22 protein-coding genes are annotated in these 17,309 nt (G+C 70.2%); 14 read left to right on the forward strand and 8 right to left on the reverse strand.

Annotated features, from left to right (window positions below):
- Positions 1-149: 149 nt before the first annotated feature.
- The 4 genes from BLV57_RS35745 to BLV57_RS35760 are packed head-to-tail and all read right to left on the reverse strand — an operon-like array spanning position 150 to position 2,411.
- Positions 150-1,355: an amidohydrolase family protein gene (locus BLV57_RS35745; protein WP_218134948.1), complete on the reverse strand. Its 1,206-nt coding sequence runs from the start codon at positions 1,353-1,355 to the stop codon at positions 150-152.
- Entirely contained in the window at positions 1,355-1,636 is a 282-nt protein-coding gene (locus BLV57_RS35750; protein ID WP_091297165.1) for a DUF202 domain-containing protein, read from the reverse strand. Before BLV57_RS35750 ends, BLV57_RS35745 begins: the two co-directional genes overlap by 1 nt.
- Entirely contained in the window at positions 1,633-1,965 is a 333-nt protein-coding gene (locus BLV57_RS35755; protein ID WP_245757649.1) for a YidH family protein, read from the reverse strand. The genes BLV57_RS35750 and BLV57_RS35755 overlap by 4 nt, the downstream gene beginning before the upstream one ends.
- Before the next feature lie 17 nt (positions 1,966-1,982).
- Positions 1,983-2,411, reverse strand: a complete 429-nt coding sequence (locus BLV57_RS35760; protein ID WP_091297168.1) for a GtrA family protein — start codon at positions 2,409-2,411, stop codon at positions 1,983-1,985.
- A 148-nt stretch (positions 2,412-2,559) separates the two neighbouring features.
- Between BLV57_RS35760 and BLV57_RS35765 the strand changes: the two genes are divergently transcribed.
- Positions 2,560-2,931 (forward strand): hypothetical protein, encoded by a 372-nt coding sequence (locus tag BLV57_RS35765; protein WP_245757650.1) that lies wholly within the window; start codon positions 2,560-2,562, stop codon positions 2,929-2,931.
- Here BLV57_RS35765 and BLV57_RS44070 read toward each other — a convergent pair.
- Positions 2,923-3,663 (reverse strand): ANTAR domain-containing protein, encoded by a 741-nt coding sequence (locus BLV57_RS44070; protein ID WP_176968955.1) that lies wholly within the window; start codon positions 3,661-3,663, stop codon positions 2,923-2,925. The genes BLV57_RS35765 and BLV57_RS44070 overlap by 9 nt on opposite strands.
- A gap of 98 nt (positions 3,664-3,761) precedes the next feature.
- Between BLV57_RS44070 and BLV57_RS35775 the strand changes: the two genes are divergently transcribed.
- Positions 3,762-4,067, forward strand: coding sequence for an iron-sulfur cluster biosynthesis protein (locus BLV57_RS35775; RefSeq protein ID WP_091297174.1), 306 nt, complete (start codon positions 3,762-3,764; stop codon positions 4,065-4,067).
- Between the two features lie 380 nt (positions 4,068-4,447).
- Here BLV57_RS35775 and BLV57_RS35780 read toward each other — a convergent pair whose 3' ends face one another.
- Together BLV57_RS35780 and BLV57_RS35785 are read right to left on the reverse strand one after the other, a co-directional pair.
- Entirely contained in the window at positions 4,448-5,557 is a 1,110-nt protein-coding gene (locus BLV57_RS35780) for a glycerate kinase (protein WP_091297177.1), read from the reverse strand.
- Positions 5,554-6,510: a 2-hydroxyacid dehydrogenase gene (locus BLV57_RS35785; RefSeq protein ID WP_091297180.1), complete on the reverse strand. Its 957-nt coding sequence runs from the start codon at positions 6,508-6,510 to the stop codon at positions 5,554-5,556. The genes BLV57_RS35780 and BLV57_RS35785 overlap by 4 nt, the downstream gene beginning before the upstream one ends.
- Before the next feature lie 120 nt (positions 6,511-6,630).
- Between BLV57_RS35785 and BLV57_RS35790 the strand changes: the two genes are divergently transcribed.
- The 12 genes from BLV57_RS35790 (at position 6,631) to BLV57_RS35845 (ending at position 15,916) form a co-directional block, all read left to right on the forward strand.
- Positions 6,631-7,137, forward strand: coding sequence for a hypothetical protein (locus BLV57_RS35790; protein WP_091297182.1), 507 nt, complete (start codon positions 6,631-6,633; stop codon positions 7,135-7,137).
- Positions 7,138-7,234: 97 nt separating this feature from the next.
- Positions 7,235-8,035, forward strand: a complete 801-nt coding sequence (locus BLV57_RS35795; protein WP_091297185.1) for a CoA transferase subunit A — start codon at positions 7,235-7,237, stop codon at positions 8,033-8,035.
- Positions 8,032-8,781 carry a CoA-transferase subunit beta gene (locus BLV57_RS35800; protein ID WP_245757651.1) on the forward strand — a complete coding sequence of 250 codons (750 nt, stop codon included), beginning with the start codon at positions 8,032-8,034 and terminating at the stop codon, positions 8,779-8,781. Before BLV57_RS35795 ends, BLV57_RS35800 begins: the two co-directional genes overlap by 4 nt.
- On the forward strand, positions 8,778-9,947 hold the full coding sequence (locus BLV57_RS35805) for a thiolase family protein (protein ID WP_091297190.1): 1,170 nt from the start codon (positions 8,778-8,780) through the stop codon (positions 9,945-9,947). The genes BLV57_RS35800 and BLV57_RS35805 overlap by 4 nt, the downstream gene beginning before the upstream one ends.
- Before the next feature lie 11 nt (positions 9,948-9,958).
- Positions 9,959-10,687, forward strand: a complete 729-nt coding sequence (pcaH, locus tag BLV57_RS35810) for a protocatechuate 3,4-dioxygenase subunit beta (protein ID WP_091297192.1) — start codon at positions 9,959-9,961, stop codon at positions 10,685-10,687.
- On the forward strand, positions 10,684-11,226 hold the full coding sequence (gene pcaG / locus BLV57_RS35815; RefSeq protein ID WP_091297194.1) for a protocatechuate 3,4-dioxygenase subunit alpha: 543 nt from the start codon (positions 10,684-10,686) through the stop codon (positions 11,224-11,226). Before pcaH ends, pcaG begins: the two co-directional genes overlap by 4 nt.
- Complete coding sequence (locus BLV57_RS35820; protein WP_091297195.1) at positions 11,219-12,547, forward strand: lyase family protein; 1,329 nt, start codon at positions 11,219-11,221, stop codon at positions 12,545-12,547. Before pcaG ends, BLV57_RS35820 begins: the two co-directional genes overlap by 8 nt.
- A complete protein-coding gene (pcaD, locus tag BLV57_RS35825; RefSeq protein ID WP_091297197.1) occupies positions 12,544-13,302 on the forward strand; it encodes a 3-oxoadipate enol-lactonase in 759 nt (252 codons plus the stop codon). Before BLV57_RS35820 ends, pcaD begins: the two co-directional genes overlap by 4 nt.
- Entirely contained in the window at positions 13,295-13,684 is a 390-nt protein-coding gene (gene pcaC, locus BLV57_RS35830) for a 4-carboxymuconolactone decarboxylase (protein WP_091297198.1), read from the forward strand. The genes pcaD and pcaC overlap by 8 nt, the downstream gene beginning before the upstream one ends.
- 9 nt (positions 13,685-13,693) lie before the next feature.
- A complete protein-coding gene (locus BLV57_RS35835; RefSeq protein WP_091297200.1) occupies positions 13,694-14,491 on the forward strand; it encodes an IclR family transcriptional regulator domain-containing protein in 798 nt (265 codons plus the stop codon).
- The gene (locus BLV57_RS35840; protein ID WP_091297202.1) at positions 14,484-15,059 is read left to right on the forward strand and encodes a nucleotidyltransferase family protein; all 576 of its coding nucleotides are present in this window, start codon (positions 14,484-14,486) and stop codon (positions 15,057-15,059) included. The genes BLV57_RS35835 and BLV57_RS35840 overlap by 8 nt, the downstream gene beginning before the upstream one ends.
- Positions 15,056-15,916, forward strand: a complete 861-nt coding sequence (locus tag BLV57_RS35845; protein WP_091297203.1) for an AAA family ATPase — start codon at positions 15,056-15,058, stop codon at positions 15,914-15,916. Before BLV57_RS35840 ends, BLV57_RS35845 begins: the two co-directional genes overlap by 4 nt.
- A 269-nt stretch (positions 15,917-16,185) precedes the next feature.
- Here BLV57_RS35845 and BLV57_RS35850 read toward each other — a convergent pair whose 3' ends face one another.
- Complete coding sequence (locus tag BLV57_RS35850) at positions 16,186-17,256, reverse strand: nucleoside hydrolase (protein WP_245757652.1); 1,071 nt, start codon at positions 17,254-17,256, stop codon at positions 16,186-16,188.
- Positions 17,257-17,309: the final 53 nt, after the last annotated feature.

Raw genomic sequence — 17,309 nt, forward strand, 5'->3', positions numbered from 1 at the left:
AACTTCTCAACGGCAAGTACTCCAAAAGATCACGTCTTACTTGCCGTCGTAGCGACTGAGCGTAACTGTAGGCCGAGCAGCACCAACAGTCCAGATTTCAACTAGAGATACCCCGATAGCAGCAACCTGCTTTATGCAAACGAGATCAGTCAGCGCACAGTGCGATTCGAGTCTCGCAGGATGTGCTGCCTGCCGCCCGCTACAACGAGTCGTACTTGACGCAGCGCAGTCAATTCGGTAGTGGGATCGCCGTCGACGACGAGCAGATCGGCGTCGAATCCGGGCGCCACTCGTCCGGTCGTGTCACCCAGGCCCAGCGCCGTCGCTGAACCGGTGGTCGCCAGTTCGATGATCCGCTCGCGGCTGAAGCCCACGTGCTCGTACAGCTCCAGGCTGCTGGTCAGATCGTCGAAGACCGAGCCTGGCAGCCCGGCGTCGGTGCCGATCAGCAGCGGGACACCCAGTTCGTCGAGCCAGCGGAGCCTGCCGAAGAGCCGTTCCGCGCGCTCGGCGCCCATCGCTTCGCGCAGCCGCCGCCAGTTGCCGCTCATCGCCGAGCAGGCCGCGATGCCGCGCGCGGCCATCTCTTCGGCGATCTCCGGTCTCGGGTCGTACGAGCCGCCCTGCCCGAGCCAGGTGCAGTGCTCGATGGTCGACACGCCCGCCATCACCGCGGCGGTGATCGCCTCGGTGCCGTGCGCGTGCGCCGCCACCGGCAGCCCGGCCTTGCTCGCCTCGGCCACGATCACCCGCAGCTGCCTGGCGTCGAACTGCGACTCCCACATGTCGGCGCCGCCGGGTGTCAGCTGCCCGCCCGACGCCATCACCTTGATCACGTCGACGCCCGCCGCCGCGTTCTCGCGCACGCGCGCGCGAATCTGCTCGTCGCCGTCGACCTCGCCGCCGAGGAACCAGCAGTGCCCGCCCGGCACCGTGAGCGGCACGCCCGCGGTGAGAATGCGGGGACCGGCCACCTCGCCGCGCGCGACGCGGTCACGCAGCCGGAGCGCGAGGCCGCCGCGGTCGCCGAGATCGCGCGCGGTGGTGACACCGCAGTCCAGTAAACGCCGTGCCCGCTCGGCCATGCCGGCCGCGAGCGTCTCGTCGTCGCTCGCCCGCAGTGTGGCGACCGGGTCGGCGCCGCTGTCGAAAGCGAGGTGCACGTGGGCGTTGACGAGTCCGGGCAGGACGGTCGAATCGGGATAGTGGACGGTCGGCACGCCCTCGGGCGCCGACAGTTCGGCCTCGGAGCCGACGGCGGCGATCTTGCCGTCGGTCACCAGCACCGCGCCCTGCTCCAGCCGGTCACCGGCCGGGCCGGTCAGCACCTGCTTGGCGACGATCAGTAAGTCCATTACCAGTCCCACCCGGATATGAGGGTCGTGACGGCCGTGGCCGCGACGGCGAACGAAGCGGTGGCGGCCAGAACGGCGCCTGCCGCGGAAGGCTGTGCAGCGCTCAGCTGGCGCTCGCGGTGACGGCCGGCGACGGCCAGCAGCACCGCGGTGGAACCGGCGAGAACGGCGGGGAAGACCGCCTCGCCGTGGAGCAGGAGCAGTGCGCACGCGACGGCGCCGATCGCCGTGCGCCGCCAGGCGAGCCCGGTGCGCTGCGCTTGAGCCCCGTTCGTGGTCATCCGGCCAGCACCAGGATCGCGGCCAGCACGGTGATCACGACCATCCCGCAGGTCAGGGTCAGGGTCATCAGGCTGCGGGGCAGCGGCTCGCCGCGGCGCATCGCACGCTGGACGCGGCGCCAGCGTGGATATCCGGCCACCGCGACCAGGGCCGCGAGCACGACGCAGAGCGTGGCCAGCGCCGTTTTCGCGGTGCTGTGTCCGGGAACCAGCTGGTGGGCCGCTACTCCGCCGGCGAGCAGGCCGAGCGCGGTGCGCATCCAGGCGAGGAAGGTCCGTTCGTTGGCCAGGGTGAAGCGATAGTCCGGCTCGGTGTCGCTTCCTGGCACGCCCCGGACCTTAGCGCCTAGGCGCGAGCGAAGACCCACCAGCGCAGCACAGCGAACCGGACGATGCCGCCGACCAGGCTCGCGGCGAGCAAGACGGCAGTTTCCAATAAGGCGGAGGGTTGCGCGACGAGCACATCGAGCGAAGCCAGGACGAGCGAGCCGTAGCCCGCGTAGAAACAAAAGGTGAGTAAGTCCTGAAAATGCCTTTTTGTCGCTTTGCTCCGGCGGCCTTCGAAGGTGACGCGGCGATGGAACTCGGTGTTGCCGACCGTGGTGATGGCGATCGCGACGAGGTTCGCGGCCTGCGAGCCCAGTTCGGGGCGCAAAACGAGGAAAAGGACGGCCTGTGCGGCTGTCGTGACCACACCGGCGAGGACGTACCAGGCGGCGTGGCGCCCCAGGTCCTCCGGGGAGGAAGCCGGTGGCTCCCGCACGGCCATGGTCATACCTCGAACGATACTCGGATTCACAAACTCGTGAAGTAAGGAAAGTGTGATCTGGATGACTGGTTTGACCAGGGCGTTTCACCGGGTATGCGGTCGGTGACGCAGACGGAAGGAGCCCGCCTTGAGTGGCCCGGAAGAACCTAACACCTTGAACACCACCGAAGCGCTCGACGAGGACGAACTGCGCGTCGACCCGCTGGAGGCCGGGGTGGAGCCACCCGAGCACTACAGCGCGGCCGACCGGTTCGGCACCACCGCGGCGGAGACGCGCGAAGGCGAGTCGCTCGAGCGGCGGCTCAGCGAGGAGGAGCCGGACGTCAGCGGGGACGAGGTGCCGGAGACACCACTGGCGATCGCGCCCGCCGACCAGCTGGACGACTCGATCGACGAGATCCCGCCCGACGTCGAGCCGGTGGCGCCGGACGAACACACCTACCAGCGACACTCGGACCCGTCGCCGGACGAGCAGGCCGACCGGGCGGGTGGCTCGGTGGCGGAGTCGATCCGCGAATCAGGCTGAGCGCAGGGACTGCCACAGGTGACTGGCGGCCCGGCGGGCGGCGTCGGCGGGCGGCGCGAGCTGCTCGTCGGTGCCGCTCTCGGCGGGCGCGTGGCCGACCAGTTCGACCGTGGCGACGGCGAGTTCGCGCAGCTTGACGTTGTAGTGCTGGCTCGTCGCGACCAGCGTCCGGAACGCGCCCGCGGCGTCGCAGCGCCGTGCGGCCATGATCATGCCCTTGGCCTGCTCGATCACCCGGCGGTACTCGATCATGTCGACCAGCTGGTCCGCTTTGATGATCTCGCCGGCGCAGAAGTCGACCAGCGCCGCCGAAACCGCGAGCACCGGCTCGGTCTCCTCGATCGCGCGGATGTCGTCGGGCGTCGGATCCCGGTCGAGATACACGGTGAGCACGATCGGGCCGTCGTCGTCCCAGCCGCCCGCGACCGCCAGCGCGACCACTTTGTCCCTGGGCGCCAACGCTTCCGCCAGCTTCGGCCAGCGCTCGTCGTGGCGCAGGTCCGCCGAGTGGACGGCCTCGTGGCTCTCGGCCGCCTGCCTGGTCGGGCCCTCGCCGAGTTTCGCCTGCAGTGCTTCGAAGTCCGACGCGTCACCGATCGCGCGCACCACGCGCGGCGGGGTTTCGGCGGTGCTGAGCGCGGTGCCGAGCCCGCGCACCCGGGAAGCGAGATGCTCCAGCAGGGTGTCCAGCAGCTCCGGGCCGAGCGTGAATCTCGCTGAATCGTCCGGCATGACGCCGAGCATAGTCCGCCTCGCTCACGCGGCGGCATGATCCCGCTGCCCCTACGGTGGGTGGCAGAGCGCTCAACCGACCGAAGGGAAGGCCGAAGATGCTTGCGATGACCGAAGCCGCCGCCGAGGCGATCAGCGCGCTCACCGCGCAACTGGACGAAGAGACAGCCGGAGTCCGGTTCGCGATGCAGCAGGACGAGAACGCCGAACCGGCGCTCGCGCTGTCCGTGGCGCCCGAACCCCAGAGCGGCGACCAGATTCTCGGCACCGACGCCGGCGCCAAGGTGTTCCTCGAACAGGGAGCCGCCGAGATCCTCGACGACAAGGTCCTCGACGTCCAGCGAGACGACGAAGGCCAGCTCAACTTCGCCGTACTCCAGCAACCCGACCAACCTCTCGCCTAGCCGTGAGTGTTGCCCGCGCGGTCAGGGCTATGCGTGTGTGAGTGGTAACCCTGCTGCATCCAACGGAGCAGAGTTACCACTCGCGCGGGCTCATCCCACCCTTGGCACGTGACAAGGGCCGCCCTTGCAACGCTCTGGGTGACAAGGGCCGCCCGTGTCACCTGGCCGCGGTCGTTCCGCTGAGCGTGCCACAAGCCCCGTTCGTGCCGACCCGCCGAGACCACAGCAGGCGTCGTGAGTGTTCCGGCCGGTTCTAACCGGCCATACCACTCACGACCCCCCCAGGCTCAGGGCACCTCGGCGAACTTGGCCACGAAAGCGCACACCGGCCCAGAACACGCCACGTTTGGGTTGCCGCTCAAAATAACCGGCCGGAACACTCACGACCTAGCCCAGGCCCGGACCAGGTCGGCGGCCTGGGCGCGCAGCAAGGCCGGGGTGTTGGCCAGCGCGTACTCGAGCGAGGGCGCGTGGTCGATCAGCGCCCGGCTTCCCACGACGCCGAGTGCGGCGAGCTGGGTGTCGTCCAGCGCGATCCGGCCCGCGATGGCGAGCAGGGGGATTCCCTGGGCGCGGCGGGCGATTCCGGCAGGCGCCTTGCCCGCGAGGCTTTGCTGGTCGAGGGAGCCTTCGCCGGTGATGACCAGGTCGGCACCGTCCAAAGCGGACTCGACACCGGTCAGCCCGACGATCAGGTCGAAGCCCGACTCGACGGAGGCGCCCAGCGCCAGCGCCGCCGCGGCGATCCCGCCGCCCGCGCCGGAGCCGGGGATGTCGGCGACGTCGGCGCCGATCACGTGCAACGCCCGCGCCCACGCGGTCAGTGCCTCTTCCAGCGCCGCGACCTCGTCGGGCGAAGCGCCCTTCTGCGGGCCGAAGACGGCGGCCGCGCCGGACGGGCCGAGCAGGGGGTTGGTCACGTCCGTCGCGACACCGATGGTGATGCCCGACAGCCGGGTGAGCACCGCCGTCAAGTCCACTTCGGACACTTCGCGCAGCGGTCCGCCGCCGAGGCCGATCGGCGCGTCCGAACCGTCGAGCACCTGGGCGCCCAGCGCCTGCAGCATGCCCGCGCCGCCGTCGGTCGACGCGGTGCCGCCAACGGTCAGCACCAGCCGCTCGACCCCGCGGGACAGCGCGTGCGCGATCAGCTCGCCGACACCGTAAGTGTTGGCCTGCAAGGAAACCGAGGGCGACGGTGTGACGAACTCGATGCCGCAGGCCCGCGCGGACTCGACGTAGGCGCAGCCGTCGAGCACGGCGTACGTGGCGTCGACCGGCGAGCCGAGTGGTCCGCTCACCCGCGTGGAGACTATCTCGGCGCCCGCCGCGGCGAGCACGTCGAGCGTGCCCTCGCCGCCGTCGGCGACCGGGCAGCGCACCACCGAGGCATCGGGGAGCGCGTCGAGTACGCCGAGCGCGATGGCGTCGGCCGCCTCGACCGCGGTCGCGCTGCCTTTGAACTTGTCGGGAGCGATCACGACCTTCACGGGCGCACCTCGGTGATCGGGCCGGTGCCCGCCAGCACCGACACGACGTTGCGCGCGGCCAGCAGCGCCATCTCGGTCCTGGTCTCGACGGTGGCCGAGCCCAGGTGCGGCATCACCACCACGTTGTCCAGCTCCAGAAGCCGGGGTTCCACCTCGGGCTCCTTCTCGAACACGTCGAGCGCCGCGCCCGCGATCTCGCCCGCCAGCAAGGCGTCCGCCAGCGCCGGTTCGTCGACGACCGGGCCGCGCGTGGTGTTCACCAGATACGCGCTCGGCTTCATGGCACGCAGGACGTCCGCGTTGATCAGGTGCCGCGTCGCGGGCGTCAGCGGGCAGTGCAGTGAAACGAAATCCGACGTCGCGATCAGCTCGTCGAACGGCAAGTACTTGGCGCCCAAGGCTTCCTCGATCTCGGGCGCGACCCTGGACCGTCCTGAGTAGACGATCCGCAGCCCGAACGCGAGCGCGCGCTTGGCGAACGCCTGGCCGATCTGGCCGAGCCCGACGATGCCGAGCGTCTTGCCCTGCAGCCCGGCGCCCAGCATGAAGCCGAGATGGAACGACCACGGCTGCTTCGCGCGCAGGAGCCGTTCCCCCTCGCCGAGCCGCCGCGTCACCGCGAGCAGCAGCCCGAACGCGAGGTCGGCGGTCGCGTCGGTCAGCACGCCAGGCGTGTTCGTCACGACCACGCCGCGCTCGGCGAACCCGGGCACGTCGAGATTGTCGTAGCCGACGGCGACATTGGAGACGACGCGCAGCTCCGGGCCGATCTTGGCCGGGTCGATCCGGTCGAACGCCATGCTCACCACGGCGGACGCGCCCCGGATGAGGTCGTGCAGCTCATCGGGCGTCAGCGGCCGGTCCTCCGTGGAGACGACCACCTCGCCCGCTTCGGCCAGTACCTGCATCGCTTCGTCTGGAATCCGCCTCGTGACGGCGATCTTCGGTCGCACGCCGACAGCCTAAGGCACCGATGGGGGAGCACGTTCCCCTCCGCGGGTGAGCCGCCGGGTCTCGTGCGCCGGGAGTCTTGTCGCGGCGGGAAATTCCCGCTCGGACAAGGGGGTCACCAGATGTACCGCAAGCAAGCCGCCGCCGTCGGTGTCGCACTCGTGCTCGCCGCGACCGGCACGGCGAGTGCCGTCGAAACCGCCGGGAAACCTACGGAACCGAGCCTCGCCGGGCACGCGAAGATGTACCGGCCAGCGGGAGACGACGTCCAATTCACCTTCGACGCGCACGGTTTCGCCACCGACGCCCGCGGCACTTTCCGTGTCTACCACGCGTTCGGTGGGGAGTCGGGCTGGTTCGAGGGGACCGTCGACTGCCTGCTCGTCGGCGGCCCGGTCGCCGTGCTCACCGGCGTCGTCACCGCCACGAACGTGCCGGGGCTGCAAGGGGTGCGCCGCGGCATGACCGTCTACGACCACGGCAGGCGCGACCGGGTCGGCTACAGCTGGGCGCTCGACACCACCGGAACCGAGTCGGTGCCGAAATGCCTGAGCAGCGCGCCTTTCGAGACGGTCGAAAGCGGCGACTTCAAGGTCGTCGAGTGGCTGCCGCCGACCCGGACGAGCTAATCGCGGCCGGGGTGCTGGACGGCCGCCACGCAAAGGCGTATGTTCATATGTAGAACGTGTGTGCGCAATCCGAACAGTTCAAGGAGAGGTGAGAGTCGTGGCGAAGGTGGTGTCGTTGAGTGATGCCGTGGCCGAGCTGGTCCACGATGGCGACACCGTCGCACTCGAAGGCTTCACGCATCTGATCCCGGTGGCGGCCGGGCAGGAGATCATCCGGCAGGGCCGCCGGGATCTCACGCTGGTCAGGATGACCCCGGACATCGTCTACGACCAGCTGATCGGCGCCGGCTGCGCGCGCAAGCTGATCTTCTCGTGGGGCGGCAATCCCGGAGTCGGGTCGCTGCACCGGTTCCGGGACGCCGTCCAGCACTCCTGGCCGGTGCCGCTGGAGATCGAAGAACACAGTCACGCCGGCATGGCGAACAGGTACGTCGCGGGCGCCTCCGGGCTGCCGTTCGCCGTGCTGCGTGGCTACACCGGCACGGATCTGGCCGCCCAGACCGAGACGATCAAGCCGATCACCTGCCCGTTCACCGGTGAGGTGCTCACCGCCGTTCCCGCGCTGAACCCGGACGTCACCATCGTGCACGCCCAGCGCGTGGACCGGGCGGGCAACGTCCAGCTCTGGGGTATCGCCGGAGTGCAGAAGGAGGCCGTGCTCGCGGCCAAGCGGTCACTGGTGACCGTGGAGGAGATCGTCGACGAGCTGGAACCGAGGCCGGGCGCGGTGGTGCTGCCCGCCTGGGTGGTCACCGCGGTCGCCGAAGTGCCCGGCGGTGCTTCGCCGTCCTACGCGGCGGGGTACTACGAGCGGGACAACGGCGCGTACCAGGCCTGGGACGCGATCAGCCGTGATCGCGCGGAGTTCACCAAATGGCTGGCGGGGGTGGCGGCGTGAGCGAGTACAGCTCGGACGAGATGATGAGCGTTGCAGCCTCGCGCGCGCTCGGGGACGGCATGTCGTGCTTCGTCGGCATCGGCCTGCCGAGCACGGCGGCGAACCTGGCCAGGCGCACCCATGCCCCGGGGCTCACCCTGGTCTACGAGTCGGGCTGCCTGGGCGCCAAGCCTTCCCGGCTGCCACTGTCCATTGGGGACGGTGAGCTGGCCGACACCTCGGACGCGGTGATCAGCGTGCCGGAGGTGTTCAACTACTGGCTCCAGCCCGGCCGGATCGACGTCGGCTTCCTCGGCGCCGCGCAGCTGGACAAGTTCGGCAACATCAACACCACGGTCATCGGCTCCGACTACCACGATCCGAAGGTCCGGCTGCCCGGCGCGGGCGGCGCCCCCGAGATCGCCGCCTCCTGCCGCGAGGTCTTCGTGGTGCTGCGGCAGAACGCGCGCGCGTTCGTCGAGCGGGTCGACTTCATCACTTCGTTCGGTCACGGCACCGGCAAGGGCGACCGCGAACGCCTGGGCCTGCCCGGCGCGGGCCCCACACTGGTGGTCACCGACCTCGGCATCCTGCGCCCCGATCCCGATACCCGTGAGCTGGTGCTGGCCGAACTCCACCCCGGTATCGACCTGGACCAGGTCAGGGCCGCCACCGGCTGGAACCTCAAGGTCTCGGCGGAACTCGGCGAGACCCCGGCGCCGACCGAGGCCGAACTCCGCGTGCTGAGGGAGCTGAAAGCGGCATGAGCGAGACCTTCATCCTCGACGCGGTCCGTACCCCGTTCGGCCGGTACGGCGGCGCGCTCTCCGGCGTCCGTCCCGACGACCTCGCCGCCACCGTGGTCAAGGCGCTCGGCGAGCGCAACGACCTCGACCCGGCGACGGTCGACGAGGTGATACTCGGCGACGCCAACGGCGCGGGCGAGGACAACAGGAACGTGGCGCGGATGGCCACGCTGCTCGCCGGCTGGCCGACGTCGGTGCCGGGCAGCACGGTCAACCGGCTGTGCGGCTCCGGGCTGGACGCGGTCATGCAGGCCAGCCGTGCCGTGCAGGTCGGCGACGCTTCGCTGGTGGTGGCCGGCGGTGTCGAGTCGATGAGCCGGGCGCCGTGGATCCTGCTCAAGCCGGAGAAGGTGTTCCCGAGCACGCCGCAGACGCTGCACTCCAGCACGCTGGGCTGGCGCATGGTCAACCCCGAGATGCCGGAGCGGTGGACGGTCTCGCTCGGCGAGTCCACCGAAATGCTCGCCGAGCGCTACGGCATCGGGCGTGACGAGCAGGACGCGTTCGCGGTCAAGAGCCATGTCAACGCGGCGAAAGCCTGGGATGGCGGCTTCTACGACACGCATGTCATCCCCGTCGGGGGTCTCGACCGGGACGAGGGCATCAGGCCGGATTCGAGCGTGGACAAGCTGGCCAGGCTCAAGCCCGCCTTCCGTCCACAAGGGACGGTCACGGCCGGCAACTCGTCCCCGCTCAACGACGGCGCGTCCGCGTTGCTGCTCGGTGACGCGGCCGCGGCGGACCGGCTTGGCAAGCGGCCGCTGGCCAGGATCGCCGGGCGGGGCGCGGCGGGTGTCGACCCGGACGTGTTCGGGATCGGGCCGGTCAAGGCGGCCGAGATCGCGCTGGAGCGTGCCGGGATCGGCTGGGCGGACCTCACGGCGGTCGAGCTGAACGAGGCGTTCGCCGCGCAGTCGCTCGCGTGCCTGGCCGACTGGCCGAAGCTCGACCCGGCACTCGTCAACGTCAACGGCGGCGCCATCGCGATCGGTCATCCGCTCGGCGCGTCCGGCGGGCGGATCCTCGCCTCACTGGCCTACGAGCTGCGCCGTCGCGGTGGTGGCTGGGGACTGGCCGCCATCTGCATCGGAGTCGGCCAGGGCCTGGCCGTCGTCATCGAGGCCTAGGAGGGAAACCCATGGGAGACCTGCGGTTGCCGCGGTACGCGCGTGATCCGGACGGCACGCATCCGCCGCTAGACTACGCCGGATACGGCTCGACCAAGCTGCGCCACCCGAAGCAGCCGCTGGTGCTGCTGCCGCAGCAGCTCACCGAGGTCACGGGCCCGCTGCTCGGCCCCGGCAGGCTCGGCGAGCTCGACAACGACCTCACCCGCCAGCACGCGGGAGAGCCGCAGGGCCAGCGGATCATCGTCACCGGCAGGCTGCTCGACGGTGACGCCAGGCCGGTCCGGAACTCGCTCGTCGAGATCTGGCAGGCCAACGCGGGCGGACGCTACAAGCACACCGGGGACCGGTGGCCCTCGCCGCTGGACCCGAACTTCGACGGCGTCGGCCGCACGCTGACCGACGACGACGGCCGCTACACCTTCACCACCATCAAGCCGGGCGCGTACCCGTGGAAGAACCACGACAACGCCTGGCGGCCCGCGCACATCCACTTCTCGGTGTTCGGCACGGCGTTCACCCAGCGGCTGGTCACCCAGATGTACTTCCCGGACGATCCGCTGTTCGGCCAGGACCCGATCTTCAACTCCATCCCGGACGAGAAGGCCCGGCAGCGGATGATCTCCCGCTTCGACCTCGACCGCACCGAGGCCAACTGGGCCTTGGCCTACCAGTTCGACATCGTCCTGCGCGGCCGCGACGCCTCGGTCTTCGAAGACGAAGAGGAGGAAGACGAATGAGCACGCCTTCGCAGACGGTCGGGCCGTTCCTGTCCATCGGGCTGCCCTGGGAGGACGGGCCCGAGGTCGTTCCCGCGGGCACCCCTGGCGCGGTCTGGATCCGGGGCACGGTGTCCGACGGCGCCGGTCAGCCCGTCCCGGACGCGCTGGTCGAGACCTGGCAGGCCGACGCCGACGGCCGTTTCGATCATCCCGACGACCCGCGTGGCGCGGCCGGGAACGGCTTCCGCGGCTTCGGGCGCTGCCCGACCGACTCCGGCGGCCAGTACCAGATCCGGACGGTCGTTCCCGGTGCCGTCCCGGGCGCGGGCGGCCTGCCGCAGGCGCCGCACATCGACGTCTCCGTGCTCGCCCGCGGGCTGCTCCACCGGGTGGTCACCCGGATCTACTTCGAGGACAAGGACAACAGCGCCGACCAGGTGCTCGCCCTCGTCCCGGAGGACCGCCGCCACACCTTGATCGCGACGAAGACCGAGGACGGCTACCGCTTCGACGTGCGCCTTCAAGGAGAGGGCGAGACAGTGTTCTTCGATGTCTGACCTCTTCGATCCACTTCTGGCAGCGGGCCCGGTGCAACCGGAGCTCGGCGATCAAGCCTGGCTGCAGGCCATGCTCGATGTCGAGGCCGCGCTCGCGGGCGCCCTCGCCGACGCTGGGCTGCTCCAACCCGCGCATGCCAGTGCCATCGCCGAGGCGTGCCGCGCGGAGTACTACGACGTCGTGGAACTGGGTGCGCAGGCCGTCGGCATTGGCAATCCGGCGGGCCCGCTCGTGCGGGCGCTGACCGCGCAGGTGCACGGGGACGCCGCCGGGTATGTCCACTTCGGCGCGACCAGCCAGGACGTGCTCGACAGCGCGCTCATGCTGGTGGTCGCCCGCGCGCTCGTCCCGTTGCTCGAAGACCTCGAAGCCTGCGCTGACCGCGCGGCCGAGCTCGCCGAGCGGCACGCCCGCACCGTCCAGGCCGGACGCACCCTTCTCCAGCAGGCTCTGCCGACGACGTTCGGATGCGTGGCGGCGAGCTGGCTGTCCGGGTTGGACACGGTCATCGGCGGACTCGGCGCGTATCGCCCGGCCGCGCAGCTCGGCGGGGCGGCGGGCACGCTCGCCTCCTACGGCGAGCACGGCCCGGCCGTGCTCAAGGCCTTCAGTGAGCGGCTCCAGCTCGACGAACCCCAGCTGCCTTGGCACACCGAGCGCACCCGCGTCGCCGCACTCGCCGGACTGCTGGGTGAGGTCGATGGGGCCGCCGCGCGGATCGCGCGCAGCGTCACGCTGCTGGCGCAGACCGAGATCGGCGAGGTCTTCGAGCAGGGACCGGCAGGCTCCGGCGGCTCGTCCACCTTGCCGCACAAGCGGAATCCGGTCGCGGCGGTCGCGGTGCTGGCCTGCGCCCGCCCGGCGCCGGGGCTGGTCGCGAGTGTCTTCGCCGCGATGGAACAAGAACATCAGCGCGCGGCGGGTGCCTGGCACGCCGAGTGGCGGCCGATTCAGGAACTGCTGCGGAGCACCGGCTCGGCCGTGCATTGGCTGCGCACGAGTCTCGAGCGGCTGCGCGTCGACGAACACGCGATGCGGGAGAACGTCCGCGATGAGCTGATGACCGAGCGGGTCACCGGGGTCTTGGTGGACAAAGCCGGACGGCTCGCCGCGCACGACGCGGTCGCCGAGTGCAGCCGCCGCGCGGCCGAGGGCGAGGGTGCGCTGGCAGACCTGCTGGCCGCGCATCCGTTGGTGGGCAAGCATCTCGACCGCGCCGCTATTGTGGGGTTACTGGACCCATCGGGGTACCTCGGAAGCGCCCAGGCCTTCGTCGAGCGCGCGCTTTCGGCCCACCACAAGCGAAAAGGACACGCATGAGCGTCGCTGTGCACTACGAGACCTTCGGTGACGGCATCCCCGTGGTGTTCAGCGGTTCCGTGGGCAGCAGCCTGCGCATGTGGGATGACCAGGTCCGCACGGTCGCGGCGTCGGGGTACCGCACCATCGCCTACGACCACCGCGGCCACGGCGCGTCGCCCGTGCCGCCTGGGCCGTACGCCATCCCCGACTTCGGGGAGGACGTCCTCGCGCTGCTGGACAAGCTCGGCATCGAGCGCGCGCACCTGGTCGGCCTCTCACTCGGCGGCATGACCGGGATGTGGCTCGGCGCGCACGCGCCCGAGAGGATCCGCTCGCTGACCTTGTGCTGCACGTCGGCTGAACTCGGGCCGCCCAGCATGTGGGTCGACCGGGCCAACACGGTCCGCGCGGGTGGGCTCGAAGCGATCGCGGACGGCGGCCTCGCGCGCTGGGTCACCCCGTCGTTCACCGGTGATCGCCAGTCCTTGCGCGACATGCTGGTCAGCACGCCCCAGGACGGCTACATCGCGTCTTGCCAGGCACTCGAACGGATGGACCTCGCCGGCGACCTGCCGAAGATCACCGCGCCGACCCTGGTCATCGCGGGCAGCGAGGACGTGGCGACCCCGGTCGAGCACGCCCGGCGCATCGTGGACGGGATCCCCGGCGCCCGGCTGGAGATCGTCGAAGGCGCCGCGCATCTCGGCAACGTCGAGCAGCCCGAGGCGTTCACCCAGCTCATCCTGGACCACCTCAAGGGGAGCGATGACTGACGACCTTTACGAAACGGGCATGAAGGTGCGCCGCGAGGTGCTCGGCGACGCGCACGTCGACAGGGCGAGCGCCGCGGCCACGCCGTTCTCCCAGCCGTTCCAGGACTACATCACCCGCTCGGCCTGGGGTTCGGTGTGGTCGCGTGACGGCATCGACCGGCGCATCCGCAGCTTCATCACCCTCGGCGTGCTCACTTCGTTGCAAGCGCACGAAGAACTGGCCATGCACGTCCGGGTGGCCATCCACAATGGACTCACGGCGGACGAGATCAGCGAAACCATCCTCCACACCGCCGTGTACGTCGGCGCGCCCGCCGCGAACGCGGCTTTCGCCATCGCGCAACGTGTCCTGACCGAGCTGGGGGAGGTCACCGCGGGCTAAGCTGGGCGGATGGAAGAGGCAGAGCGCGGCGCGCACCACGTGCAGTCGCTGGAACGGGGCCTGGCGGTGATCAAGGCGTTCCATTCCGACGCGGCCGAGCTCACCCTCAGCGACGTGGCCCGCTCGACCGGGCTGACCAGGGCCGCCGCCCGCCGGTTCCTGCTCACCCTCGCCGACCTCGGCTACGTCCGCACCGACGGCAAGTACTTCTCGCTCACCGCGAAGGTGCTCGAACTCGGCTACTCCTACCTGTCGAGCATGTCGCTGCCCGAGGTCGCGCAGCCGCACCTGGAGTCGCTCTCCTCGGAGGTGCGCGAGTCCAGTTCGGTCTCCGTGCTCGAGGGCACCGACGTCGTCTACGTCGCGCGGGTGGCCGTCTCCCGGATCATGACGGTCAGCATCAACGTCGGCACCCGGTTCCCCGCGTACGCCACCTCGATGGGCCACGTCCTGCTGTCCGGGCTGAGCGTCGCCGAGTTCGAGGCGTACTTGATGGTCGCGAAGCTCGACCCGCTCACCGCGCACACCCTGACCTCGGACGACGCGCTGCGTGCCGAGGTCGCGCAGGTCCGCGCGCAGGGCTGGGCGATGGTCGACCAGGAGCTCGAGGAGGGCCTGCGCTCGCTCGCCGCGCCGATCCGGAACCGGCAGGGCCGCGTCATCGCGGCCGTCAACCTCTCCACCCACGCCAGCCGCACGACCCCGGAGTCCATGCGCGAAGACCTCCTGCCGCCGCTGCTGAACACGGCGAAGCGCATCGAAGCCGATCTCGCCGTCACCGCGCCCGCCAGGGCCAGGCGTGGCTGAAGCGGGCGGCCTGCTCCTCGCGGCCGGTGCGGGACGCCGCTTCGGCGGCCCGAAGGCACTGGCCGAGCTCGACGGCGAACCGTTGCTGCTGCGCGCGTTGCGCACACTGACCGAAGGCGGCTGCGGGCCCATCCGGGTCGTGCTCGGCGCCCAGGCCGACGACGTCCGCGCGCTGCTGCCCGACCCGTCGATCGCCGTCGAGGCCGCAGACTGGGCGACCGGCATGGGCGCCTCCCTGCGCGCCGGGCTCGATGCCTTCACCGAGACCGAGGCCGACTCGGTGCTGGTGCACCTCGTCGACCTGCCTTGGGTCGGACCGGACATCATCGCCAGGGTCCGCGCCACCGCGGGCCCGGAAGCTGCGGCGCGCGCGAGCTACGACGGCGTCCCAGGGCACCCCGTCCTGCTCGGCAGGCGCTGGTGGCCGGAGATCGCCGACACCGCGCGCGGTGATCGCGGCGCCCGCGACTGGCTCGCCACGAGAACCGACCTTCAGCTGGTCGAATGCGCCGACCTCGGCGTTGGACGCGACGTCGACCGCCCAGGTGACTTACGCTCGAATCCATGACACCCGAGGAGATGGCCGACAAACTCGGCGCCGTTGGCTATCTCGCCGACGACGGCGTCGCCACCGCCGCCTTCCTCACGCTGAGCATGGGCCGCCCGCTGTTCTGCGAAGGCGAACCCGGCACCGGCAAGACCTCGCTCGCGGTCGCGCTTGCGCAGGCGTTCGACATCCCGCTCATCCGCCTGCAATGCCACGAGGGCATCGACGCGGCGCAGGCACTGTACGAATGGGACTTCCCGCGCCAGCTCCTGCACCTGCGCGCACTCGAAGCCGCCAACGGCGCGCTCGACGTCGAAACCGCGGAGCAGTCGCTCTACACCGAGCGGTTCCTGCTGGCCAGGCCCTTGCTGCGGGCGCTGCGCGAAGCGCCGTGCGTGCTGCTGATCGACGAGATCGACCGCGCCGACGACGAGTTCGAGGCGTTCCTGCTGCAGCTGCTCGACGAGAACGCGGTGACCATCCCCGAACTCGGCGAGATCCGCGCCCAGCGGAAGCCGATCGTGGTGCTCACCTCGAACCGCACCCGCGAGGTGCACGACGCGCTCAAGCGCCGCTGCCTCTACCACTGGCTGGATCACCCCGACCTGGCCCGCGAGGTCGCCATCCTGCGCGGGCGCCTGCCCGGCGTCGGCGAACGGCTCGCCACCCAGGTCGCGGTCGCCGTCCGCCGCCTGCGCGAGCTCGAACTCCTCAAACCGCCCGGCGTCGCCGAATCCCTCGACTGGACACAGGCGCTGCTCGCGCTGGGCCGCGACGAACTCGACGCCGAGTCCGCCGCCCGCACCCTCGGCGCGGTGCTCAAGTACAGCGAAGACCTCGACCGGGTCCGCGCCAAACTCGACACCCTGCTCGCTTAATGAGGGGGAACGCAAAGGTGGCGTGACTGTCGGCTTGGGCTCGGGGGTCGTGAGTGGTACGGCCGGTTCTAACCGGCCTAAACACTCACGACCCCCGAGGGACCCGCCTCGCAGTCGGTGGGCTTGGGTCAGGGCCTCCCTCACCCGAACCCACCGAGTCAGGGCCTCCCTCACCCGAAATGTCGGGTGAGGGAGGCCCTGACCACCTGCAACCGGGTGAGGAAGGCCCTCACCCAGCCGCATCGGGCACGCCACATTTGCCCTTCCCCTCAATAACTCCCGTTGAGCATCGCGAAGTAGCCCGCTTCGTAAGCGGCGAGATTCCCATGGCGGCCAACGCGTTGCGGCGTGCCTCCGGCGCTGATCACCGTGCGGCCCGCCGCATCGCCGGTCACGATGACGTCGACGCGGTCTTCGCGGAACTCGACCGGGTTCACCGTGTCGAAGGCGGCGGACGCGGCGAGCGTGTCCCACCAGTAGCCCACACCCTGCTCGATGAACGGCCAGATGTCCGGCTGCGTCAGGATTCCGTGCACCATAAGGCTTTCCGGAGTCTTGGACGTGTCGAGGCGCTGCACGAACGTGGGCGTGATCGGTACATCGTTGGTCGCGTCGAGCGGCACGATGTCCACTCGCGACCGCTGGAACACCTCGCGCGCTGAAACGGGATCCAGCCAGATGTTGGTCTCCTGTGAGCCATCCGCGTGAGGCGCTTCGACATTCCCCGGCACCCCGAAAGCCCCGCCCATCACCGAAATCCGGCTGATCTTCCCGGCGACACCCGGCAACCGCGTCGCCTTCGCGACGTTCGTGAGCGGACCCGTCGCGACCACCACGACCGGCGTGCGCGCGGTGAGGACACTCGCCGCGAACAGCAGCGAAGCCGGAAGCACCGACGGCCGATCCGGCCGGTTTCCGTCCCCGAGCGCGCCCGAAAGCACCTTCTCGGTCCAGGCACGCGCGTCCGGAGTCGGCGCGTTGACGCCCTTGTCCGAGCCGTCGGCCACCGGAATGCCGCCCAGGCCGCACTTTTCGAGAATCGTGCGGGTATGCGTGAGCGCGCGGCCCGGCGTCCCGGAGCCGTTGTTGACCACGGTGACCGCGCGCAGTTCGATGCGGTGCCGTTTGTGTGCTTGGCAGAGATAAGCGAGCGTGGCCGCGTCGTCGAAATCCATGTCGGTGTCGAACACGACCGGTGTCGGCGCCGACGCCTGGGCTCCGGCGGTGAGCGCGGTGGTCACGGTGAGTGCGGCCATCGCCGCGAAGGCCAAGCGGCGCAAGATCATGCGCACACCGTAGCGGTGCTTAAATCCTTTGACCACAGTGATCTGGTCGGTCATTCTTGTGCACATCACAGAGACGACGACCGGAGGGGAGGGATCGTGCGAACCGA

The sequence above is a fragment of the Amycolatopsis xylanica genome (genome assembly GCF_900107045.1).
Lineage (GTDB): Bacteria > Actinomycetota > Actinomycetes > Mycobacteriales > Pseudonocardiaceae > Amycolatopsis > Amycolatopsis xylanica.

What these genes read in the sequence shown, in the direction of transcription:
- BLV57_RS35745 (WP_218134948.1), bottom strand. Translation starts at nt 1,355, where the DNA reads ATGGACTTACTGATCGTCGCCAAGCAGGTGCTGACCGGCCCGGCCGGT.
- BLV57_RS35750 (WP_091297165.1), bottom strand. Translation starts at nt 1,636, where the DNA reads ATGACCACGAACGGGGCTCAAGCGCAGCGCACCGGGCTCGCCTGGCGG.
- BLV57_RS35760 (WP_091297168.1), bottom strand. Translation starts at nt 2,411, where the DNA reads ATGACCATGGCCGTGCGGGAGCCACCGGCTTCCTCCCCGGAGGACCTG.
- BLV57_RS44070 (WP_176968955.1), bottom strand. Translation starts at nt 3,663, where the DNA reads ATGCCGGACGATTCAGCGAGATTCACGCTCGGCCCGGAGCTGCTGGAC.
- BLV57_RS35775 (WP_091297174.1), top strand. Translation starts at nt 3,762, where the DNA reads ATGCTTGCGATGACCGAAGCCGCCGCCGAGGCGATCAGCGCGCTCACC.
- BLV57_RS35790 (WP_091297182.1), top strand. Translation starts at nt 6,631, where the DNA reads ATGTACCGCAAGCAAGCCGCCGCCGTCGGTGTCGCACTCGTGCTCGCC.
- BLV57_RS35805 (WP_091297190.1), top strand. Translation starts at nt 8,778, where the DNA reads ATGAGCGAGACCTTCATCCTCGACGCGGTCCGTACCCCGTTCGGCCGG.
- pcaH (WP_091297192.1), top strand. Translation starts at nt 9,959, where the DNA reads ATGGGAGACCTGCGGTTGCCGCGGTACGCGCGTGATCCGGACGGCACG.
- pcaG (WP_091297194.1), top strand. Translation starts at nt 10,684, where the DNA reads ATGAGCACGCCTTCGCAGACGGTCGGGCCGTTCCTGTCCATCGGGCTG.
- BLV57_RS35820 (WP_091297195.1), top strand. Translation starts at nt 11,219, where the DNA reads ATGTCTGACCTCTTCGATCCACTTCTGGCAGCGGGCCCGGTGCAACCG.
- pcaD (WP_091297197.1), top strand. Translation starts at nt 12,544, where the DNA reads ATGAGCGTCGCTGTGCACTACGAGACCTTCGGTGACGGCATCCCCGTG.
- pcaC (WP_091297198.1), top strand. Translation starts at nt 13,295, where the DNA reads ATGACTGACGACCTTTACGAAACGGGCATGAAGGTGCGCCGCGAGGTG.
- BLV57_RS35835 (WP_091297200.1), top strand. Translation starts at nt 13,694, where the DNA reads ATGGAAGAGGCAGAGCGCGGCGCGCACCACGTGCAGTCGCTGGAACGG.
- BLV57_RS35845 (WP_091297203.1), top strand. Translation starts at nt 15,056, where the DNA reads ATGACACCCGAGGAGATGGCCGACAAACTCGGCGCCGTTGGCTATCTC.
- BLV57_RS35850 (WP_245757652.1), bottom strand. Translation starts at nt 17,256, where the DNA reads ATGACCGACCAGATCACTGTGGTCAAAGGATTTAAGCACCGCTACGGT.